At 50.8% G+C, this 19,558-nt stretch carries 15 protein-coding genes; all 15 read right to left on the bottom strand.

Annotated features, from left to right (window positions below):
* A complete protein-coding gene (locus ACPV3A_RS18785; protein WP_426200576.1) occupies positions 1–1,665 on the bottom strand; it encodes an anthranilate synthase component I family protein in 1,665 nt (554 codons plus the stop codon).
* Between the two features lie 263 nt (positions 1,666–1,928).
* Positions 1,929–2,864, bottom strand: a complete 936-nt coding sequence (cysK, locus tag ACPV3A_RS18780; protein ID WP_194540311.1) for a cysteine synthase A — start codon at positions 2,862–2,864, stop codon at positions 1,929–1,931.
* 428 nt (positions 2,865–3,292) lie between these two features.
* A complete protein-coding gene (locus ACPV3A_RS18775; RefSeq protein WP_194545003.1) occupies positions 3,293–4,228 on the bottom strand; it encodes a peptidylprolyl isomerase in 936 nt (311 codons plus the stop codon).
* A gap of 20 nt (positions 4,229–4,248) precedes the next feature.
* The gene (hslO, locus tag ACPV3A_RS18770) at positions 4,249–5,133 is read right to left on the bottom strand and encodes an Hsp33 family molecular chaperone HslO (RefSeq protein ID WP_194540310.1); all 885 of its coding nucleotides are present in this window, start codon (positions 5,131–5,133) and stop codon (positions 4,249–4,251) included.
* A gap of 57 nt (positions 5,134–5,190) precedes the next feature.
* Positions 5,191–5,955 carry a type III pantothenate kinase gene (locus ACPV3A_RS18765; RefSeq protein ID WP_071221065.1) on the bottom strand — a complete coding sequence of 255 codons (765 nt, stop codon included), beginning with the start codon at positions 5,953–5,955 and terminating at the stop codon, positions 5,191–5,193.
* Positions 5,952–6,827 carry a carboxylating nicotinate-nucleotide diphosphorylase gene (gene nadC / locus ACPV3A_RS18760; RefSeq protein WP_194540308.1) on the bottom strand — a complete coding sequence of 292 codons (876 nt, stop codon included), beginning with the start codon at positions 6,825–6,827 and terminating at the stop codon, positions 5,952–5,954. Before nadC ends, ACPV3A_RS18765 begins: the two co-directional genes overlap by 4 nt.
* Complete coding sequence (gene nadB / locus ACPV3A_RS18755; protein WP_426200575.1) at positions 6,817–8,433, bottom strand: L-aspartate oxidase; 1,617 nt, start codon at positions 8,431–8,433, stop codon at positions 6,817–6,819. Before nadB ends, nadC begins: the two co-directional genes overlap by 11 nt.
* A gap of 38 nt (positions 8,434–8,471) precedes the next feature.
* Positions 8,472–9,410 carry a quinolinate synthase NadA gene (gene nadA, locus ACPV3A_RS18750; RefSeq protein WP_339220816.1) on the bottom strand — a complete coding sequence of 313 codons (939 nt, stop codon included), beginning with the start codon at positions 9,408–9,410 and terminating at the stop codon, positions 8,472–8,474.
* A gap of 229 nt (positions 9,411–9,639) precedes the next feature.
* A complete protein-coding gene (gene ftsH / locus ACPV3A_RS18745) occupies positions 9,640–11,715 on the bottom strand; it encodes an ATP-dependent zinc metalloprotease FtsH (RefSeq protein WP_194540305.1) in 2,076 nt (691 codons plus the stop codon).
* A gap of 99 nt (positions 11,716–11,814) precedes the next feature.
* On the bottom strand, positions 11,815–12,354 hold the full coding sequence (gene hpt, locus ACPV3A_RS18740; protein WP_071221070.1) for a hypoxanthine phosphoribosyltransferase: 540 nt from the start codon (positions 12,352–12,354) through the stop codon (positions 11,815–11,817).
* 68 nt (positions 12,355–12,422) lie between these two features.
* The gene (gene tilS, locus ACPV3A_RS18735) at positions 12,423–13,853 is read right to left on the bottom strand and encodes a tRNA lysidine(34) synthetase TilS (RefSeq protein WP_426200574.1); all 1,431 of its coding nucleotides are present in this window, start codon (positions 13,851–13,853) and stop codon (positions 12,423–12,425) included.
* Positions 13,854–14,306: 453 nt separating this feature from the next.
* Positions 14,307–15,227 (bottom strand): serine/threonine protein kinase, encoded by a 921-nt coding sequence (locus tag ACPV3A_RS18730; RefSeq protein ID WP_194540303.1) that lies wholly within the window; start codon positions 15,225–15,227, stop codon positions 14,307–14,309.
* The gene (locus ACPV3A_RS18725; RefSeq protein WP_076326532.1) at positions 15,211–15,951 is read right to left on the bottom strand and encodes a vWA domain-containing protein; all 741 of its coding nucleotides are present in this window, start codon (positions 15,949–15,951) and stop codon (positions 15,211–15,213) included. Before ACPV3A_RS18725 ends, ACPV3A_RS18730 begins: the two co-directional genes overlap by 17 nt.
* A 169-nt stretch (positions 15,952–16,120) precedes the next feature.
* Positions 16,121–18,631: a stage II sporulation protein E gene (gene spoIIE, locus ACPV3A_RS18720; RefSeq protein WP_426200573.1), complete on the bottom strand. Its 2,511-nt coding sequence runs from the start codon at positions 18,629–18,631 to the stop codon at positions 16,121–16,123.
* A gap of 345 nt (positions 18,632–18,976) precedes the next feature.
* Entirely contained in the window at positions 18,977–19,465 is a 489-nt protein-coding gene (locus ACPV3A_RS18715; RefSeq protein WP_009591896.1) for a S1 domain-containing RNA-binding protein, read from the bottom strand.
* Positions 19,466–19,558: the final 93 nt, after the last annotated feature.

Below are 19,558 nucleotides of genomic sequence, written 5' to 3'. Positions count from 1 at the left end.
TTATTTCCCCCCTATATTCGCAGCCACTGCTGCCGCTTCCTCTTCGCTGCATATCAGTGCGGCAATCAAAGCCTTTGCTTTGTTATGACACTCCCTGTATTCCCGGTACGGATCGGAGTCAATAACAATCCCTGCTCCCGTCTGAATGTAACCAACCCCATCCTTCACGGCGAGGGTCCGAATAATAATGTTAAGCTCCATATCACCATTATAATCGATCCAGCCCATGGAGCCGGTATAGGGCCCTCGCGTCACAGGCTCCAGCTCCTCGATGATCTCCATGGTCCGGATTTTGGGTGCGCCTGTAATGGTGCCGCCGGGGAACGCTGCCGCAATGACATCGTACGCATGGTTGCCCTCTGCAATCCGCCCTTCCACTTGCGACACCAGATGCATCACGTGCGAGTACCTCTCAACCGTCATCAGCTCCGGAACATGCACGGTCCCGTATGCGGCAATGCGGCCAATGTCATTACGTTCCAAATCGACCAGCATAATATGCTCCGCCCGTTCTTTCTCGCTGCCAAGCAGCTCCGCTTCCATTGCCGCGTCCTCTTCCGGATTGCTTCCACGGCGCCGCGTTCCCGCGATCGGCCGTGCAGACACGACATCGCCATCCAGCTTCACCAGCAATTCCGGCGAGCCACTGGCCAAGCTGAAGCCCGGTGAAGAGATATACCCCATATATGGCGACGGATTCAGGATACGCAGCCACTCATAAATATCGGCAGGTTCCGCATGCAGCTGCAAGTGCCGGCGAAGAGACAAATTGACTTGAAATACGTCACCCTGCCGAATATATTCTTGAATCGAGAGCACCGCCTGCTCGAACGCTTCCTGCGTAAAATCAATCTCCAGCCGATCCCAGATTTCGACATTCGGCCCTGACAGCTCCTGCGCTTTCTTCCATCGTTCCTGCCGCACGCGCTCATCTTCGGAACTCGAGTCGTTCCCTGAGCCCGTTCCGAACATTTGATTCCATTGGGACAGCATCGATTCAGCCCTTATGACAGCCCGATCATATAACTCCTGCAATAACTTCTCTTGGTCGGTTGAAAGCACCGAACCACTGGATTCATCACCAGAAGCACCGGGCGCTTTCTTTTCTTTCGAAACTCCCCCGGTCCCGAATGCCCAAGGCAGAGGGACATGCACCGAACAGTAGATGCTGTCATCTGAATGATCATAGATCCAAATCTCTTCCATCCGCATCCACATATAATCCAGGAACCCCGGCTCATCCTTGGCCATCGTGGGCAATTTCTCAATCGACCGAATCACATCATAACTCAGGAATCCGGTGCAGCCTCCGCGGAAGTCCGGCCACCCCGGTACACGGGGAGCCTTCCATTTGTTCATCCACTGCTCTAACAGGTGCAGCGGCTCTCCCGTTACCTGCGTTCGCAGACCGTCAGACAGCTCGATGATCTCACCATGGCATCCCTTCCCCTGCAGAATGGACACCGGCCGCAATCCAAGATACGTATGGCGTCCGCCCTTACCGCTCTCCAGCACAAAGGCATATGGTGATGCGGCGTTCCATGCATGTCTCCATGACAGGGGTAACCCACTTGTTGCTCCTTTATATTGAACCAGATAGGGAACGACGGACCAGCCCTCTTCAGCCCATGCCTGCCACTGGGCCAGCTCCACTCTTCTCTCCATGCCGATCCTCCCTTAGTCATCAAAAGCCTTACTGTTGCCTGTCAGTATACTGTATCCCGCTTCTCTTGAAAACCCTAAATAGAAGCTCGTCCAACAATAATTTTTGGAGCGGTCATCAGGCGGATTCTAATAAAGCGTTATCTTAGGGAGTAGTATACGCAAAAAGCCCTCAATGCTATAAAAACACATTGAGAGCTCCTTCCTTGCCACCTGTTACCTCAACCAGATGAGGTAAGGAGACAGGTGCATATTACGATATCATCTTACTCGAAGTTGTAAAGCGGTGTGCTCAGGTAACGTTCTCCGTTACTTGGGATCACGGCTACTACCCGCTTGCCTTTACCAAGCTCCTTGGCAACCTTCAATGCAGCATATACAGCCGCACCGGAGGATATACCTCCAAGAACGCCTTCTTCCTTCGCCACGCGGCGGGAAGTTTCAAAGGCATCGTCATTCTCAACATGAATGATTTCATCGTAGACTTCTTGGTTCAAAATTTCAGGAATGAAGTTTGCGCCGATGCCCTGGATTTTGTGAGGACCCGGTTTGCCACCTGCAAGGATTGGTGATGCAGCAGGCTCAACCGCAATAACCTTGATGTCAGGGAACTGCTCCTTCAGTACTTCGCCAGCCCCTGTAATCGTTCCGCCTGTTCCGATCCCAGCAACGAACGCATCCAGGGAACCACCGATGGATTCGATCGCTTCAACGATTTCCGGACCTGTTGTTTCACGGTGAATCTTCACGTTGGCTTGGTTCTTGAATTGCTCGGCCATAAAGAATCCGGCATTTTCCTTCAAAATTTCTTCTGCCTTCTTAACCGCACCGTTCATTCCTTCCGATCCCGGTGTCAGTACCAATTCCGCACCATAGGCACGCAGCAGGTTGCGGCGCTCCAAGCTCATGGTTTCAGGCATAACGATAACGGCTTTGTAGCCTTTGGCAGCTGCCACCATAGCTAAACCAATGCCGGTATTACCGCTGGTTGCTTCAATAATGGTATCGCCCGGCTTCAAACGTCCGTCCTTCTCCGCTTCTTCCACAATGCTGATCGCAATCCGGTCTTTAACGCTTGCGCCCGGGTTCTGGTATTCCAGCTTCAGATAGATCTCTGCACTATCCTCCGGTACGATCCGGTTCAAACGGACGAGTGGAGTTCCACCGATTAATTCTGTCACATTATTTACGACTTTTGCCATGAATGAAGCCCTCCTCTAAATATGAATCTTAGATAAACTAGTAAGTCCATAATGGTGTTATACATTTAATGTTGAATCATTAAATTTGTAGTGTCTGGATGTTGAAAGAAAAGCGGAGCCAGCTTATAGACGCAAACTCCTTGATTATTGAGGTCTCTGATATCCGAGTAAAAAGGTAGGTTTTTATACCTTCATCTTAACAACGTTACGAGTCATTGTCAATATCCCACACCTCGAAAATCAACATTTCTAGGTGGATTTTCCTGCGCCTCCCGAACGAGATAACGGGGGACTCGCCTCCAAGGTATACACGCTCAAAAAGCCATCATCCTTCAGTGAACGTAACCTATTGCATCCTTTAACGCAAAAAAAGCTCCTGCAGCTACATCTTACTCCGCCACAGCGAGCTTTCCCTGTTCTTCCTCTTTTTACAACGTGACCGTACCCGCACTAATCCGTGCCTCGTATTTCTCACGAAGCTGACGCTCCAGTTCGGATAAAGACACCGCCTGCTCCAGCGCCAGCTGCTTGCGAACCGCCTCGCGGACACTTTCCTCACTAGGGGCCTGAGGCTCGATAATGTCCTTCACATAAACAATGGCATAGGTGTCTGTGAGCGAGATTGGCCCCGCAATATCCCCGGGCTCCAGCGTTAAAGCTGCATCCAGCAGTGCCGGCGGCAAAAAGGGATCATCCTCCTCGACCAGTCCGATCTGCCCGCCGTCTTCGCGAGTATACTCATCGAGTGATACCTGGGATGCGAGATCCGCAAAAGCTTCTCCATTCTCCAGCCGATCCATCACCCGTTCCGCCTCATCTTTCGAAGCGACTTCGATCATGGATAAATTCAGCTGCTTCTTGGGACGAAATTGGTCAGGATACTGTTCCAGATACGAATCGATCTGCTGCTCCTCGATGTGCACGTCGGAAGTTGCAATTTTCTCAAGCAGCAGCCGATACGTCGTCTCTGTCTTTAATTCACTCTCCGTAATGCCTAGCTGATTTTCCATTTCCGATAAGAAACGCTCCATAGAACCGTAGCTGCGGCTCATGACTTCGATTTCTGCATCGACTTCAGCCGCCGTAACATCAATACCCTTCGCTTTGGCTTCCAGGGCCACAGCGTGCCGATTCAGCATGGTCATCAGCATTTCGCGGCCGTAACGCTTCTTTAGCTCGTCAACCCACTCGTCTTCGGTAATCGCCCTGTCCTGGATGGATGCAACTGGTTGGGAGCCCTCTTTCCACGGTGGTGAAGCCTCTTGCGAAAAATTCCCGGAAAACAGCATCCAGCCGCCCATACCCAATACGCATGCTGTCAAGACAATGACGGTCGCCCACAATCCCTTCTCTTGTCTCGTCATCACGGTCGCTCATCCCAACGTTAAGATTTGGCCCGCTCTAGCACGGATTTCAGCTGTTCTTTATCGAACGTATATTTTTCATTGCAAAAATGACAGGAAACTTCGGCTTTGCCATCCTCTTCGATCATCTGTTCAAGCTCTACCTGTCCCAAGCTGATCAAAGCGCGCTCCACCCGCTCATGCGAGCAGTCACAGCTGAAGTACACTTCCATTTCCTCCAAAATGGTTACATCCGGAACGACTCGCTTCAGGATGTCTTCCAGTTCCAGTCCTTCTTCCAGCATCTCGGTGATCGGAGGAATCTTGCTTAGCGCAAGCTCAAGCTCCGTAATCTCATCCTCCGTAACCCCGGGGAGAAGCTGGATGATGAAGCCCCCGGCATTCGCCACGGAATAATCCGGGGAAACCAGCACTCCCAGACTTACCGCCGAGTTGGTCTGTTCGGATACGGCAAAATAGTATGTGAAGTCTTCAGCGAGCTCGCCCGAAATAATCGGCACGCTGCCACGGTAAGGCTCCTTCAAGCCGAAATCCTTGATCACATCAATATGGCCGGTGGTACCTACAGCAGCGGCCACATCCATCTTGCCCGGACGGATATTCGTCAGCTCCACATGCGGATTTTTGACATATCCGCGCACCTCGCCGTTAGCATTACTCTCCGCTGCAATCAAACCGATCGGTCCGTCGCCGCGCACTTGAATGCTAAGGCGCTCGTCTCCTTTCAGCATAGCTCCCATCATCGCTGCTGCTGACACGGTGCGGCCCAAAGCGGCTGTAACGACAGGGAACGTATCATGTCTTTGGCGAAGCTCTTCGACCAAATCGGTTGTCCGCACGGCAAATGTCCGTACTTTCCCGTTTAATGCAGTTCCCCGCAGCAAACGGTCTTTTTGATTACCCATCTTGAGGCCTCCTTGTCTTTCTAGTTGTTTGTAATATCTAACGGTTTTATATCGGTTCTAGTTACGCTCATAAATAATACGCAAGCCTTCCAATGTCAGAAGGGGAGAAATCTCTTCAATGGACTCCGTCTCGCCAGCAATCAGTTCAGCCAGTCCCCCCGTAGCGATAACCTTAACATTGTCCGTACCCATCTCGGCTTTTATACGCTTGACCAGGCCATCGACCTGTCCCGCATAACCAAAAACGATACCGGCCTGCATGGCATGCACGGTATTGCGCCCGATTACCTTTTTCGGCTTTTCGAGCTCTACGCGAGGAAGCTTGGAAGCACGCTGTACAAGAGCCTCCGTGGCAATGCCAATACCAGGCACAATTACTCCGCCAAGATAATTGCCTGCCTCATCGATGCAATCAAACGTCGTCGCCGTACCGAAATCCACCACAATCAGCGGCCCCCCGTACTGCTCGACGGCTGCTACTGCATTCACAATCCGATCAGCGCCAACCTCGCGCGGATTTTCATACCGCAGATTAAGTCCGGTTTTGATGCCTGGTCCTACGATCAGGGGCGCCTTGCCAATATATTTATTGCACATCTCCTCGACCACACGCACAAGGGGAGGAACTACGGAAGAAACAATAACACCTTCTATTTGGCTTACCAGTATATTGGACATTTGAAACAAATTGTGTATCAATACACCGTATTCATCCACGGTGGACTGACGCGATGTACTGATTCGAAAATCATGCAGCAGCTTCTTTCCCTGATACACACCCAGTACAATATTGGTATTCCCTACATCCACAACCAGAATCAACTCTCTGTCCCTCCTTTCTTCGCATTTAGATCCAAGCTGATATCGAGACTATGGAAAGAATAAGTCAGCCGTCCAACGGATATGACGTCGACCCCGGTTTCGGCAATCCCGCGCACGGTTTCCAGCGTCACGTTCCCCGATGCTTCGACGCGAACATGAGGGGCCTTGGCCTTGATTCTTCGAACAGACTCCGCCATCATGTCATGACTCATGTTATCCAGCATAATAATATCTGCGCCTGCAGCCAGTGCTTCCTCAACCTGCGCCAAGCTCTCGGTTTCAACTTCTATAGTCATGGTATGTGGAATATGGGCTCTTGCACGGCTGACCGCTTGCGCGATTCCGCCTGCACCCTTAATGTGATTATCCTTAATCATGACGGCATCGTACAGGCCGAAACGATGGTTCGCGCCGCCGCCAACCCGAACAGCATATTTCTCAAGCATTCGGTGGCCTGGCGTTGTTTTGCGGGTATCCACCAGCCTTGTTGGCAATCCCTCAAGCACATCAACAAAAGAACGTGTTCTTGTTGCAATACCCGACAGACGCTGAAGCAAATTCAAAGCAAGACGCTCGCCTGTCAAAATACGGTGCGTGCTTCCTTCCACTTCGGCGAGAACCGTTCCTTTTTCAACCTCGTCTCCATCACGGACCAATGCCGTAAACGTCAGCGACGGATCAACCGTTTCGAATACCAGCTCTGCAACCGGCATACCTGCTACGATTCCTGCCTCCTTGGCATGAATAACACCCTTGGATTCATGACCCGGCTCAATGGTGGTGAGGGTCGTAATGTCCCCCGACCCGATATCCTCCTGCAGCCAAGTCCGTATACTCTGGAGAAGGCCATCGTTGTATCCGTTAAACATCATCGCTTAATTCCTCCGTCATTTCTTGATCCCGTGTATGGACAATATGTTTCTGCCATACGCTGTCATTCCGTTCCGGGAAATCCCCACGATAGTGGGCTCCCCGGCTTTCTTCACGACCCAGCGCACCCTGAACCACGAGCAGGGATGCTGTGAGCATGTTAGCAAACTCGTATTCCTCACGCTTGGTGAGCACGGATTGGAACAATGGCAGCTGACGGCCAAGCTCTTCCGCTGCTCTTAATAGAGTATCCCGATTTCGCCGAAGTCCTGCATAACGTACCATTACCTTCTGTAGCTTCAAGCGTTTTTCCACCATCGCTTGGGACGGAGCGTCCTTGCGACCGAGGTGGAATGATACATGAAGCGGATCGCCTGAAGGTTCCGGCAGGCTCTTAATGCGCTCGACAATACGACTACCGTACACAATCGCCTCCGACAGCGAATTGCTGGCCAAACGGTTCGCCCCGTGGACACCGGTAGACGATACCTCCCCGCAAGCAAATAAACGTTTCACGCTGCTCTCGCCGTGCAGATTGGTTTTGATGCCCCCCATCATATAATGCGCAGCCGGGGAGACAGGAATCCAATCTGACGATAAATCGAGTCCATACTGCATGCAGGTTTCATAAATCGTTGGGAATCGATGTCTGACCATTTCCGGCGACTCATGGGTAATATCCAGATAAACAAAGGTAGACCCCGTTGCTTCCATCTCACTGACAATAGCCCGTGCTACAATATCCCGCGGTGCCAGCTCCAGTAAATCATGGTATTTGGGCATGAAGCGTTCCCCTTGTATATTCCGAAGAACGGCGCCTTCACCCCGCACCGCCTCTGATATTAGGAATCGGGGCGCACCCGGATAGCTAAGCGCCGTCGGGTGGAATTGTATAAACTCCATATCCCGAATTTCTGCGCCTGCCCGATAAGCCATGGCAACGCCATCGGCTGTGGCAACCTCCGGATTGGTCGTATACCGGTACAATTGACCGGCGCCGCCAGAACACATAACCGTCGCCCGTCCACGAACGAATACCCGTTTTCCATCAGGCATTTGTACCAAAGCGCCATGACATTCTCCCTGCTCGGTAATCAGGTCAATGACAAAATGATCGTCCCACACCTCTATATTGTGAAGCATTTCAACCTGAATGGAAAGGGCACGCACAATTTCATATCCGGTAGCATCCCCGTTGGCATGAAGGATCCGGCGGTGACTGTGTGCGCCTTCTTGGGTCAGCGCGAGCTCGCCATTCTCCACATCAAACATCGTGCCGAGCCGAATCAACTCTTGAACGCCAACCGGCCCCTCGTTTACAAGGACATCCACCGCGGCAGATGAACATAGGCCCGCCCCTGCCAAGAGGGTATCCTGCCGATGATAGGCCGGGGAGTCATCCTCAGCTGTTACGGCTGCAATTCCTCCCTGCGCATAACGCGTGTTGCTTTCGAGCAGCGATTTCTTCGTAATCAGCAGCACATTCTGAGTCGCACTTGCCATGATCGCCGTATATAAACCCGCAATGCCTGAACCGATCACGATGACGTCCGTCTCAACTGCAGGAAGATCGTTCAGATCAAAATCAATTAAATACTGCGGTATCACGATGCCTCACCTGTCTTTTCACGAAAGAGTAGCGCATGCTACTTAACCTGTAACATGCGCTCTAATGAAGTTCTGGCTTTTTCTGCAACGACCGGCGGCACATAAATTTGCGGCTTCATCGTTTCCAACGCTTTAACCAGCTTTTTGAGGTTATTCACTTTCATATTCGGACACACCAGGAATTTCGTAGCGAAATGGAACGATTTATCCGGGCTATCCAGTCGAAGCTGATAACCGGTTCCGTCCTCAGTACCCACGATAAACTCCCTGGCCGATGAATTCTTGCAATACTCCAGGATGGCGGTGGTACTTCCTACAAAATCCCCCATCGCAACAACCTCCGGACGGCATTCCGGATGCACGACAAATTCAGCATGAGGATATTTGGCCTTCATCTCGACGACATCCTTCACCGTCAGCATGTCATGCGTGTTGCAGTACCCTTCCCAGATAATGAGCTTCTTGTCGGTATGCTGCTGAACATAATGCCCCAGATTTTTGTCAGGCACCCATATAATTTCATCCGAATCCACCGACTGAATCACTTTCACGGCATTGGATGAAGTACAGCAGATATCCGTCTCAGCTTTGATCTCAGCCGATGAATTGATGTACGTGACCACTTTGGCATTCGGATGCTGCGCTTTCAGCTTCCGCAGTCCGTCAACGTTCACCATGTCCGCCATAGGGCAGCCGGCCCGCTCATCCGGTATAAGAACCGTCTTGCCCGGTGCCAGAATTTTAGCGCTTTCGCCCATAAAATGCACACCGCAAAATACGATAACCTCGGCATCCGTTTGTGCTGCCTTCTGCGCGAGCAGGAAGGAATCCCCCCGGAAATCAGCGACCTCTTGTATTTCATCCCGTTGATAATAATGTGCCAAAATGATTGCGTTACGTTCCTTCTTCAATTGCATTAACCGCTCGCGCAGCTCACGGTTCTGTTCCGCCTTACGCTCCAGTGCCAACGCTTCCATGATCGACCCTCTCCCCTTATATAGTCCGGCAGTTCGCCGCTGATGACCATGTGACTTTCAGGATGGTTTCCACCTTTGTGAAAGGATTCGCATCCTTATTTAACAACTAATGTACACGTTCGTTCTGCCCCCTGTCAATGTGATAGAAAGCACAAAAAGAACCGGAAAACGAATTATCGTTCTCCGGTTCTTCAATTTTATTCGGTATTCGAGGTTTTATCAGCAAATATTACGTTAAGCTGCTGTTACCGTTGTCCGATCCGCCTGGAGGATCCTTGCGCTCCGAATCTTTGCGCTCTGGCCCTGGATCATTCGAATCCATCGGGTTGTTCGGAATTTCCTCCGTGGAAGTCGGCTGCTCGCCGTCTTCTTTCCCTTGGATGCGAACTTTCACGTCGCCAATGTTGTCGATGATCGGTTCACCATTCTCGGAAGAACCTTCTCCTTCACCGTCGCCACTGCCGTTGCCTTCAGCTGATCCGGTCTCAATGAGATTCTTGATTTGCTCAAGCTCCAGCGTTTCCATCTCGAGGAGCGTATTCGCAATCAGATGAACCTCTTTAGCATGCTTATTCAGGATCTCTTTACATTTCTCATAGCAATCATTAATGAATCGCTGCATTTCCTGATCGATCTCATAAGCGATTGCATCACTATAGTTCTGCTCATGTCCGATATCACGTCCAAGGAACACTTGTCCTTGGGATGTACCGAACTGCATCGGTCCGAGCTTCTCACTCATACCGTATTCCACAACCATGCTGCGGATAATGCCTGTTGCTTGCTGGAAGTCACTGTATGCCCCGGTCCCGATTTCACCGATGAACAGCTCCTCAGCGACACGTCCGCCAAGCAAACCGGTTACGCGATCCAGCAATTCCTGCTTCGTCACGAGCATCCGATCTTCCTTCGGCATCATAATGACATATCCGCCGGCACGGCCACGAGGGATAATCGTTACCTTATGCACCGTATCCGCATGCTCGAGGAAGTAACCCACAATGGTATGACCCGCTTCATGGTATGCCACGATGCGTTTCTCGCGGTCACTGATCACGCGGCTGCGTTTCTCCGTACCGACGATAACGCGGTCAATCGCCTCATCCACTTCTCGCATGGAAATATCTTTACGGTTGCGGCGAGCTGCAAGCAAGGCAGCCTCGTTCAGGAGATTCTCCAGATCGGCGCCTGTAAAACCGGTTGTACGTTTGGCGATGATGTCAAGTTTAACATCCTTCGTCAATGGTTTGTTGCGTGCATGAACCTTCAGTACGGCTTCACGGCCCTTCACATCCGGGCGATCTACGGTAATCTGACGGTCAAAACGTCCCGGACGAAGAAGCGCCGGGTCCAAAATATCCGGGCGGTTGGTCGCAGCAACGATGATAATGCCTTCGTTCGCTCCGAAACCGTCCATTTCAACCAGCAACTGGTTGAGTGTCTGTTCACGCTCGTCATGACCGCCGCCAAGACCAGCGCCACGCTGACGACCTACTGCATCAATCTCATCGATAAAGATGATACATGGTGCATTCTTCTTCGCGTTCTCGAACAAGTCACGTACACGAGAAGCACCGACACCGACAAACATTTCAACGAAGTCGGAACCGGAAATACTGAAGAACGGCACTCCCGCTTCACCGGCAACGGCACGAGCCAGGAGCGTCTTACCGGTTCCCGGAGGACCGACAAGCAAAACGCCCTTCGGAATGCGAGCGCCAACCGTGTTGAACTTGCGCGGATCCTTCAAGAAGTCAACAACTTCAACAAGCTCCTGCTTCTCTTCATCTGCTCCGGCTACATCTTCAAATGTAATCCGTTTCTTCTCTTCATTATATAAGCGGGCTTTGCTCTTGCCAAAGTTCATCACTTTGCCGCCGCCGCCTTGAGCCTGATTAAACAGGAAGAAGAACAGTACAAACATAATGATGAGCGGAATAAAGGATGAAAGCAATGTCAGCCAAATGCTTTGGCCTTCCATTGGCAACACGGACAGTTTGACTTTGTTGCTCTCACTGGCTGCAGTCAGCTCTTGCATCGCTGCATCCGTGGCAGGAATATAGGCTGAGAAATTCTCCGATTTTTTCTCTTCGGAAACCTCCCTATACTTACCGGTCACCAGATAAGCGTAACCGTCAAATTGTACCGTCATTTCCTCTATGTTGTTAGCTTTGACTTCCTGCCGCAGTTCATTATAACTAGGGGCATCGGCTTGCTCGCCGCCATTAGTAACGAATTGTACTATGCCCACCACGACTAAAAATAGAATCAAATAAAAACCAGAATTCCGGATGAACCGACTCATCCCCTACCTCCTCTCAAGACACATAAGATATTTTACCACAGCCTGTCTGGCCATCTCAACAAAGGGCCCTGAACTGTGATAGCGGCCCATTGGCGCGGTTTAACTGCTGTAGATTTCCGGCTTCAAAATCCCGATGTAGGGGAGGTTCCGGTAATGCTCGGCATAATCAAGTCCGTATCCGACAACAAATGCATCCGGCAGCACGAATCCGGTATAATCGGCCTGCAAATCCACCGTACGGCGTGCCGGCTTGTCAAACAAGGTGACAACGCACACCGAGTTTGCCTTGCGGCTCTTCAGAAGCTCAATCAAATGGCTCAGCGTAAGACCGCTGTCGATAATATCCTCCACAATCAGCACATCCCTGCCTTCAACGGATGCGTCCAGATCTTTAATGATCTTCACCACGCCGGAGGATTTGGTTGATGCCCCATAGCTGGATACAGCCATGAAATCCAACTCAAGAGGTACTGTTATGGATTTAACCAAGTCGGCCATAAAAATAAACGCACCTTTAAGAACGCAAATAACGAGTGGATTGCGTCCCACATATTCGGCGCTGAGTTTGGAACCAAGTTCCTTAATCTTTGCGTGAATCTCTTCTTCACTGATGAGTATTTCCTGAATGTCATTCTGCAACTTAAGTGGACCTCCTACGTTTATACTATGAAAGCGTGAAACGGGCCATTCTTCGTTTTACACTTGCCTTAAGCATCCGATAGCTCCATCCGGAGAACTCGTGATGTGTGCCGCCCGCAAGCGGCGTGAACGGAACGTCGTACACCTGGAATCCACACAATGCTGCCGGAACCGTCACAAAGAATAGGAATCCGGGCACGGACAGACGGTGGGATTTTCTCATCAATGAGAATATCTTTCACCTTTTTGCTTCCGTTTAATCCCATGATCTTCATCTTGTCCCCCGGCTGTCTGTTACGCAAGGTTAAAGGAAACCTAAGCTCATCCGCATCAAAATCCGCCACAAAGGCCGATGGTCTGGAGCCGCTCCGGCTTTCGCTTCCTGTCTTTAACGACAATTTCAGCATCTTTCCGATTTCCTTAACATACTGCTGCGAAACATCAGGAGAATCAAGAATGTATATGTACTGTCCCTGTTCTTCCGGAGGCTTAGGCCAAAACTGGATCACTCCGTACTCACGAACACAGGTAATGCCGTCACCCAGATCCAGACGCCAGTTGCTTCGCTGATCGTTAAGAATGCCATGGCGCACCGTTTCAATCTTGACAAAATCGGTGTTTTCCTGGTCTGAGGGCAGGTAATTTAATATTAGTTTAATCAAACGCCGTTGTAAAGCGACATGTAAGCCCAAAAAGGAAGGCGCGTCGAAAGCGAGCCTCCCATCGTTCTCCTGTACCATACTCCGAAATTGCTTCGCAGCTTCAAGCTCCACAAAATCATCCTCCTGCTGGACAATCTCGGCCAGCTGATTGAGTGAGGAGGAGAACTGCCCATTGTATCGTTCCAGAAAAGGCAATACTTCCAGGCGAATCGCATTACGGCGGTACTTCGTCTGCAGATTGCTGTTATCCACCGCATACTGGAATCCGCATATACGGCACAGCTCCACGATATCCGCCTTGTACATACGTAGGAACGGACGGATAAGTTCCACTTTTTTTTCCGTTCGCTTAAATTTTATTCCGGCAAGTCCGGACAGGCCGCTCCCGCGCAGAAGCCGCATGAGCACCGTCTCGGCTTGATCGTCAGCATGATGAGCCAGCGCTACGGCGCGCGCATTGTATTTGTGGGCTGTTTGCAGCAGAAATTCATAACGCTTCTCTCTTGCAGCCTCCTGCCCACCCTTACCGCTCTCTTCCATATAAGCAGGAATATCGAGAAACGCCGTTTCTAATGGAAGTCCGAGCCGCTCCGCCAGTTCACGCACCATCTCTGCCTCTTGGTCTGATTCCTTCCGAAACCCATGATGCACATGGGCGCAGATCAATCGGAGCGGCGTCCGGTGCATAGAAATTTCATGCAGTACGTGTAGGAGCGCAACGGAATCAGGCCCGCCGGAAACGGCGACCACGATGCTATCGCCTTCTGACCACAGATCAAACTCTGCGGCTGTACGCTCGACATGGTTGACGAATGTCCGTAAATAATCCTGTTTCACTTTCCAGGTCCCCTTTAGAGGTTGTTCAAAAAGCCCGCTTTTGATAAGAAAACCCCTATCGAGGCCACTTCAAGGATGAGCGAGCGCGATGCATAGGTAGGTTTTCTTGCGATATAGAATTTCATCAGTTCCACTGATAACTCATAAATTCTATATCTAACACGAAGTGAATCAGGAAGCCACTCGGCATCGAATCTTGAATTCAGCCGGGCCTAAGCAGATGCTTTCGAAGTATGTTTCCTGCGGAAACATTTCAGGTGCTCACGTACCAAAAACAGCAGATGCTTTCGAAGGCGTTTTCTGCGAAAACGTGTAGCTCCACTCCTGACGTCCCTTGCTTCATCCAACTGAAGCGTTTTGAAAAAACGCACATCGGGAGCATAAGCTTCGGTGCTGAAAACCGACCTTTTTGAACTCGCACCTTTATGAACTCCCAGTAACAAGGTAACAACTTCATGAGCGGAAGAAAAAATAAACAGTAAGGGCCATGATGACTAACGACAAACCAAACGCGTTCTTCAGCCAACGCGGAGTTCGTCCCGGTTTAGGACGCACGCTCCGGCCCGAACCTTCATATATTCGTTTTCTCCACTCGTTCAACGCTTCCCGTGAATCCGCGAAATCTCCCGACAAAGCCTTGTTCAGCCACACAGCGTATGGCTTAAACAGGAGGTTTCTTCGCAGCACCAGCTGCAGATCGGCAACACTACGGGTCTGGGGAAGCTGACAAGACGCCTCCCGTAATGATTTCTCATCCAGCAGGCCGATACACATCACGGCAAACGAGAACAAATCATAGGATACGTCGCCAGTCCGGCTTCCGGCATTCCAGTATCCCCGATCATACCATTCCGTAAACTGCTTGACGCTGCGTCCGAAAGGGCTTACGCCTCCATAATCGATCAGTTCCACTCTTCCGTATGCCGAGACCATCACATTATCCGGCTTCAAATCACCAAATGCATAACCGGATGCATGCAGAACGGACAGCTTCTCGAGCAGCTTCAGTCCGATCAATCCGATCCAATCGGCACCACGCTTGCGAATAAAATGATGCAGCGGACTCCCTTCAATGTAACGCATGACATAGAAGGACACTTCCCCACTGCCGTCATGATGATCGTCCGCCTCCACGAGATAAGGGTTCGGCATCTGTTCTTTCAACGCATTCAGGACATTAATTTCGGATTGAAGATCCAGAGCGTCATACCCAACTTTTAGAGCATAACGCTCGCGTACTCCTGCCCGATGGACCAGATACACCTTGCCGTTAGCCCCTTTGCCGAGCATACGCTCCACGATGTACCGGCTGTTCCGCCACTTGCCCTTAATTACGGTTCCTGGCGGATAACCCGGGTTAGACAACGTAGTCACCGAGCATCCCTTCCTCTTGGCTGGAATGACCCTGCCATGATTGATTACCCTCTAGTGTACCATATCGGTAAAATTCAATCACCTTTAACAAGGCAGGTCCCGTCGGCGTAGCCCCTCTCATCTGCAGGCGGCTGAACATTCCCCGGGCGCCGTCCAGATCCGAGGTCCAATTCACGTCCATCACGATATCCTCGCCGCTGTGTTTTCCAGGAAAATGGAATACGGACAATTCGCTTGAGCCTGCGCGCGCTTTCAAACTCAGCATTAAATCACGTATCGCTTCCTCAACGGCAGCCAGCTTGGGTTTCATGCTAGCACTTGCATCGATTAACAACGCGACCTGCAGAGATGACGTCTCAGCCAGCTCATCCACAACTTCAACGACCTGCGATCGCTTGTCCGGCGGAAGTTCCTCCAGCGACCCGCCCCCCAAAATATGCTGTATCTCCTTATTTACCGCTTGTTGGATCGTCTGAACCACCGTTTTCCGAGTCATCATCTGTATCGTCTGCGCCAGCTGCGGTGTACCTACGATCCGGTGTATACCCCCTCCCGCTTTGGCTATCTCCTGAATTTCCAATCCCCCAAGCTCACCGATCGTTCCGTAATCAAGGACCCCCACCACATTCACGACAATACCATCCTGGAGCGCATGGGCTGCAGCCAGAACCGGACTGGCTCCCACGTTCGAGCATCCGTCCGTAATCAGTAGAATTTGCTTCATAATAAATGATCGCCTCCGTCTCATCCTATCGATTTGACTTCTGTCTCTATCATTTCCACATTCAAGAGAGTTCAAACGATATATAGAAGAATCGACGGAAAAGATTTACCCTCTCCGGGGTCCTCCATTTCCCGGGTAATCACTTAGTTTATCTATTTTATCTATCGCATCAGCTAACCGTTCGCGGCCGCTCCATTCGGGCGAAGCCCGGAACATGCACATTCGACCATTCCGGATGGAAGTGATCCACACGCCCGACCACCACCGTCATATCATCATGTATTTGATTCTGTTGATAGCGAATCACTTTCTCCAGCAAACAATCGGCTATTTCCTGCGGATCCTCGCTGTTCACCTCCTGAATCATTCGTTTCATCCATAGCTCCTTGTTCACCGCATAACCCGGCGCATCATATATGCCATCCGTCATCATGATGAGAACATCACCGGCTTGCAGCTGTAACGACACCAGATCCACTTCGATATCCTGAATAATCCCGATCGGGAGATTGCTGGCCGAGACCGGTATGACATCATTCCCCCGCTTGATAAAGCTTGGCGTCGAACCGATCTTCATAAAGGTGGTTTGAGCCGTATATTGATCAATTAGGGCCATATCGACCGTAGCATAGATTTCATCCGGTGAACGCAGCATAAGGATGGAGTTCACCGATTTGATCGCCAGCTTCTCATCCATCCCGGATTGAAGCAGTTGTTCTAATATATTCAGAGCCGAGCTGCTCTCAAGCCGAGCCCTTTCCCCGTTGCCCATACCATCACTAAGCGCTACCGCAAACGTCCCGTTCCCCAACTCGACCGTACTGAAGCTGTCACCTGATAAAATATCTCCTCCCTTAGCCGCTGCGGCTACGCCTGTCATAATTTCATATGTTTTCGCTGAGCCGAATCGCACGGTGGCCAATCCATCCCTTGGATGGGTCAAGGTCTCTTCCATTACGGCGATATGCTCCCCGAGAATGTCGGACAGCAGCGGTCCGATAATCTTCCTGCATTCGTCATAACCCCGGGTATACGCATGAACGATCTCAATCTCAACCTGCCCGGAGTCCAAACTGATGATATCAATGCCTTGAATCGATAAACCCAGCTGCTGAAGCGCTTCCCGAATCTGTTCTTCCTGAATGTGCATCGTCTGGCTTTCCCGCTTAATCTCTCGTGCCAAATCTTCCATAACCTGAGAAACCCCGGATAATTGTTCCGCTACCAGATGTCGGCTATCGTATATTTGGCGTTTCCACTGCATATCATGTTGGTAAAGATGATACTGCTGCTTGAGGATGCCAAGCACCTCCTCCTTCTTGGCACAGATCCGGCTCCATTCCGGTGGCAGATCATCTGCTTCCATCTCAGGGTTCTCCTCGATGGAGGTCATCATATCGGTCATATATTTATAAGTCTGGTAAAATTTCATGTCCCAGCACTGATTCCGTTTAAAGCATGTGGCACAGCTGCCCTCCGCCACGGCATTCATGAAATGATTCATCTCCTCCGTTTGTTTGCCCGGAGGCTGTATAACCCCGGACGTTTGTCCGAAGCTTTGCGAGAGCTGCCGGAACACCCGGGAAAATTGGGTAACACGATCCGCTGTAAGATCCCGGACCCGCTTGGCATATTCATGCTGTGAACGGGTGTGATCCTGCGTGCCTGGCACATATTTGCCTATAGCCTGCATCACGCTCTTGGGCGTAATGAGGAATAACACAATAGCCGCGCAGGTTTCCCAAGTGGAGATCATCACTTCTCCAGGATTGCTGAAATAGATGGAGAGAATGGTAGCCCCGAGCAGCATTCCCAGCGAAACGCCGCCTTTCTTCCCTTCCTTCAGCATACCGGCGAGCATCCCGGAGAAGGCGAGCAGACTCATCTGGGAGAATGCCGAAATGTTGGCAAGACTGAGGATGAGGCCTGTTACTACACCAACCGAGGCGCCTAGTGGAGCTCCCCCGACTAGAGCAAACAACAGAATTAAGTATCGGGATAGGACATGCTCTACCGACAGGGTTTGGATCGTCCAGCCAACGGCTCCTGTCATGACCGACGCCAGCAAAATGATGATACATAAAATTTCTTCATTTCGAAGAGCATGTGTTTTTTTACGAAGGGTCAGCACCGGAATCGCCTGGATAAAGACCAGTGTCAGTACAAAGCTGAGTACGGCGTTCAGGGTGAGCATCATCATGGAATACCAGGTAATGCTAGGTCCGATGAGAACACTGAACAGATTCACGAAGAAGGTGGAGACAAATACCATCAGCGGCGCATACGACAATTCTGCCCGATCATAGGTCTCCAATCCCCGCATCATAAAGTAAAAGATCAAGATTTCTGCCGGTACCATCCATGCCACCGGAAAGGACGCAAATAAACTACCTGCAACGATCGCTGCGCCTACCGGCAGCAAAACATCACGACGCATAAAGGCAATAACTGCAAAATAAGCGACTGCAAATGGAGACAGCTCCCCCAGAATCATAGCTCGTCCGAGCAGAAAACCCATGAAGGTTAGCAGAATCATCCACTTCTTAGCGGCCAGGAAGTGGATGGGACGCTGCAGGAAAGGCAGCTGCCCTAACCGTTCTGTTACACGGGCACGAATGGAACCCGCTCCCCCTTTAACCGCCTCAGTACCCGGAAACATCACCAGATTTCTTTTATCCATTACGCTGGCACCCCATTCTTCACGAATTTGTTGGTCCCATTATAAAACCCCTGTTCAGGAAAGTTTGTCAGAACACCGGACAAGCCCGAAAGAAATTTCCGACAAAATCAACGTGTCTTGCGAACGTTCGGGAAAAGAGCGTCCATCCCCCGCGCCCAGCGGTGTTTCCACGGGTCAAGCCTGCAGCATTCTTGCGGATCATTTCCCGAATTGAGGCGGACATTCCGTGCTCATTCCATACGACAGCGCCGTAAATTGCGTAGGAACCTGTCGTACCCTTGGATGCAACGACAAAAAAACCGCAGAAGGCGATTTCCCTCTGCGGTCAGTTTATATTTTATCGAATTACATACGTTTGGCTCCGCGTCCACCGCGTTTGCCTTCCGTATTCTTCTTAAGCGAAGAGATCCGTTCTTCACTGTCTTTTAGGAAGCGTGACATTTTATCCTCAAATGAAGGCTTGTTGGCCGCAGGCTTAAACGGGCGTCCGCCGCGTTCACGGTTGAATCCTCCACCACCGCCACCTCCGAATCGTTCTCCGCCGCCTCCACTGCGTTCCGGTCTCGGTGCGCGGGGTGGACGACTTTCGGAAGCCGGCTTGTCGACAGCCTGCTTGATCGAAAGACCGATCTTGCCGTCCTTGTCGACATTAATCACCTTCACGGTAACGACGTCGTTGATTTTCAAATGATCGTTGACATCCTTAACGTAATTGTCGGCGATCTCCGAGATGTGAACGAGACCCGTGACACCTCCTGACAGATCCACAAATGCTCCAAAATGCGTTATGCCTGTCACCTTGCCCTCTAACTTGGTGCCCACTTCAATTGCCATAGAATAAAATGATCCTCCCTTAAAAATATACAGTCCGATTTAGAAATCGCGCTGCGGTGATTTGATTATACGATAATGACCTAAACAAGGTCA

It is taken from the genome of Paenibacillus sp. Dod16 (genome assembly GCF_049893405.1).
Taxonomy (GTDB): Bacteria; Bacillota; Bacilli; order Paenibacillales; family Paenibacillaceae; genus Paenibacillus_AQ.
This window is presented reverse-complemented; position numbering and strand designations above follow the sequence as displayed.